Annotated in this window: 5 protein-coding genes; all 5 read right to left on the bottom strand. The window is 26.3% G+C overall.

Features of this window, described 5'->3' with window-relative positions; all coding sequences use genetic code 11:
- Positions 1-129: 129 nt before the first annotated feature.
- Complete coding sequence (locus MBBTH_RS00030) at positions 130-1,335, bottom strand: hypothetical protein (RefSeq protein WP_116591006.1); 1,206 nt, start codon at positions 1,333-1,335, stop codon at positions 130-132.
- Positions 1,336-1,467: 132 nt separating this feature from the next.
- Positions 1,468-1,932, bottom strand: a complete 465-nt coding sequence (locus MBBTH_RS00025) for a hypothetical protein (RefSeq protein WP_116591005.1) — start codon at positions 1,930-1,932, stop codon at positions 1,468-1,470.
- Positions 1,933-2,004: 72 nt separating this feature from the next.
- A complete protein-coding gene (locus MBBTH_RS00020) occupies positions 2,005-2,565 on the bottom strand; it encodes a hypothetical protein (protein WP_116591004.1) in 561 nt (186 codons plus the stop codon).
- 420 nt (positions 2,566-2,985) lie between these two features.
- Positions 2,986-3,231, bottom strand: a complete 246-nt coding sequence (locus MBBTH_RS00010) for a hypothetical protein (protein ID WP_116591002.1) — start codon at positions 3,229-3,231, stop codon at positions 2,986-2,988.
- A 15-nt stretch (positions 3,232-3,246) separates the two neighbouring features.
- Positions 3,247-3,690 carry a hypothetical protein gene (locus tag MBBTH_RS00005; protein ID WP_116591001.1) on the bottom strand — a complete coding sequence of 148 codons (444 nt, stop codon included), beginning with the start codon at positions 3,688-3,690 and terminating at the stop codon, positions 3,247-3,249.
- Positions 3,691-3,936: the final 246 nt, after the last annotated feature.

Genomic DNA, 3,936 nt, shown 5'->3' with positions numbered 1-3,936 from the left:
CCAAAATCAAGAAAACGAACATTCAAGACCAAACGAGGCGTTTTAAAACGAATCTATCGCAGAGATCTCATTTGGAATGACAATCGCAAAAAGGATTTTGAAAATCAACAAAGTTTTTGAAAGAGTCAATTATTCTCTTTTGAAAAATTGAGGATTTAAATCACCATCAAAGTAATGTTTACGTTTAGTCCAAATAAAACCATCCCCACGAGTTATAATCGCAACATCAATAGGACCGCCAACAGTTTCTAAATCTGATTGAACTTTTCTTTTTATAGAAGTAATTTTAATTAAAGATTCCGCCAAATTACTTAATTCATCTTTCGGCAATGCTGAAATGGATGCCAAAATAGGATCCACATGGTCTTGTTTTAATTGATCTAAGAAATCTACGAAAGAACTATTTAATGAATCATTAGCCACTTCAATTTTTGAAATTTCATTTATAAATTTTTGTTTTTCATCATCATTAAGGTTAGGGTTGTTATTGATTGCATCAATAAGATTAATAGTATAATTACCATATATGTTTTCAACATAATTAATTAATTTAAATCTAGTATTCCCATCCATATTTCCCAAAAAGGTATCAATAACATCACCTTGTGCAAGAGGCCTTACATGAACTTGATCCCCACTAATATCCATATCATTAATTTCATTAAAAGTGAATTTATCATCAAATAAATAATTTATATTGAATTCAACATATGAAGGGAATAATCTATTTTTATTAAATCCTGCAATAACAATTCCAGTAAATGGTTCTAAGAACTCTTTATACACAAAAAATTTTTTAAATAACTCCAAAATTTCATCCTGATTATCAAAGTTATCGTAATTTGGAATAGCATTAATAAATTTTTCATTATTCTGATTTAAATTTTCAATAATTAATTCAGCATCTTCCCCAAAAATATCATAATCCCAATCATTAGGAATATTTCTAATAATATTCACAAAAGTTACTTCATCAACAGGTATTGGATTCAAATCCAAAGGAGCTATAAACTCCATTACTCTATCTTCAAAAGAACAAACATATAATTCATTTTTAACTAACTCATCTAAAAATTCTATAAATTTATCCCTAAATTCTATAACTGTAGTTAAATCCTCTTTTTTTATTTCAGCCCTAAATTCTTTAATAATTGTTTCTAAAGGAATATTAGAAAAATTTGAAAGATTATATGTCATTATCCCCATAGGAGGATCATTAGATAACATGAATAATTTATTCACACCATTATAGGTTTTTCTATTCCCAATAGTAACAGCACTATCAGCTGCTAATGCCACAGCACTTGGAGTTAAAATTAATATTTCAGATGTCATATATATCACCCATAATATCGGAAAAATATGTTAAATAAATAATTATTAATTATAATTCTTTAAATATATAATTTCCTAAAAAATTAATATAAATATACAACACTCTTAAAATACAATAATCAATGAATTTTCCTATTTTAAATTAGAAAAATAATCTACACCCCGTTCAGTGAATTTAGTAATACGTATTCCACTAGCACCATCTGTTATATCAACTAAATTTTGATTGGCCAAATCTTCAAAAACAGCGCCAACAAATGCATACGGAACCTTCAAATTTCTTGATATTGATGCAACATCATTAAAAGAAGAATTTTCAGACCCAATTAAAGAAACTGTATCATTAAAAATTTTTTCATAATCATCAATGTACTCTTTTCCAAAAAATGCGCCCTTAGATGTTAATGATATATCTAAATCATGAGTATGAGAATAATTTTTAATATTCAAATATCCGATAGGTTTCATCATTTTAATTTCCTCAAAAAATTCATCATCATACTTGTCTTCAGGACATTTTAATTCACTAGCTTTTATCCAAGTTACATTTTTTTCATTCATTAATTCAATTAATGCTTTAATTCTTTTTTTAAACATAACCATCCTCCATATTATAAATTTTGACCTTGGTAATTTCTACATTGATTTCATTATTTTAGAAGTAATTCCTCATACAAATTCAACATTAATCCCGAAACCGTTATCAGTAAAATCAGATATTATCTCATTTAATATTACATTAACATCCTTTAACTCACATCTAAATCTAATAGTTGCCACAGCAATATACTCATTACGATTAGATCCTCCAACTAAATGAAATATTGAAGAACCAACAATAGCGAATCCCAAATCTCTTTTTTTAGTAACAATTTCATTAAATAATGATTCATGAATTCCCATCCTATTTTCAACAGATAATTCTGCACCAGGAATCATTTCTTCCAAATAATATTTGAAGTTTAACTCAATGAAACTATTTTTTATCAAATCCACTAATTCATATAAATGATTTTCAGAATCAGAATTTAATACAAATTGAAATCCTTTATCTAAGTTAATTACCTCATCAATTTTAGTAATCCTCTGATTGCCTCCAGAAATCCCGCAAACATTTCCATACCCAATATCTCTTCTTTCAATGATTATACCTTTAATATTATTTATACAATCAACACTTACCTCATCTAAATTTCTAAAAACAATTTTAAACTTCTTTCCAAAATACATAATTATCACCTAATAATCTTAATTTAAATTCCACCAATTATAACCCACTTAATACCCCATAATTTACCATGCCTATTCATTTTAATTAAACCTTAAAATTTTAATTAACTTTTTAAAAAATTGTTCATTTCCAATTATACAGTTGGTCTAGTTTGCCTTTTATCTCACTCTCAATTTGTGATTTTTTATGAATGTTTAGAAAAATATCCTTACCATGATTTGTATTCTTGTATCTAATCAATTCATCTTTGTATAATTGCCCCAATTCCTTATTGATTTTTTTACACGGGTGTTGAGATAATTTATTACAAATATTGGATTTTGGAGTGTGCCTGTTTTGCCAATAATTATTTCTAAATAAGAAATATAGAATGTCTACTCTTATTTGATCTGATTCCACAATAACCACCTAAAATATCTTCAATCTTTTAAGTGCTCATCCAATAATTCTTTTAATTTGGATGCAGTGGCTTTATTTAATATTATTTGGGTGTCTGATTCATTTATAATCTCGATGTTTTCCCCATCTGATATTAAGCGTTTATTGAATAAGATTAACCTAACTTCCTCATTATCAGCACCAACACCAACTGATGATGCATAAATAATTTCTGAATCAGGAACAATCACCATGTTTTTATTAATTGGAATATTACCCTTCTCCATATGAAAACCTCCAAATCACACCAACAATACATAATTTTCATTTATTTCTTCAATAAAAATGCCATAACCTTCTTTCATTAGAATTTCATTTTCTAATTGAATCAAATCTACATCAGGACTGTTTTCATCAAAAATTTCATCAAATTCATCATCACTTACCGTATCATAGGATTCATCTGCATGATTAATTGCTTCTTCAATTGCCAGTTTATTTAACTCATCTAAAAGCCTGTTTAATTTTACTACAATTGGAGATTGTAAATTTAAATGATATTTTGAGTTAGTATTTTTAATAACTAATTCTTTATCTGTTAAATCATCAATGAATTTGTTTAATGTAATTCTAGAAATTTCAGCTCCAACTGCAATCTGTAATTTAGATAATTCAGCAAATGGATTCATCAATAAATAATCTATTACTTTTATTTGAGGATAATCTCCAAAGATTTCATCTAACATAATAAACACCAATGTATATTAAATATACAACTAACTTATTTAAATAATTTACTATTGCATATAAAATATCCAATAATTTTTATCAACACCATGTTGCTGAAAATCAATTATCATTAACTAAAAAAGAGGGCGACTCAAAATTAATTATTTTTTTTAAAAATTTTTAGTTTGAATTTTTATTATTTTTAGGTATTTTGTTTGTTTTCTTGGTGTATGAGTTCGTTTTGTATTGTTTCGTTGTATATT

Source organism: Methanobrevibacter thaueri (genome assembly GCF_003111625.1).
GTDB classification, from domain to species: Archaea; Methanobacteriota; Methanobacteria; order Methanobacteriales; family Methanobacteriaceae; genus Methanocatella; species Methanocatella thaueri.
This window is presented reverse-complemented; position numbering and strand designations above follow the sequence as displayed.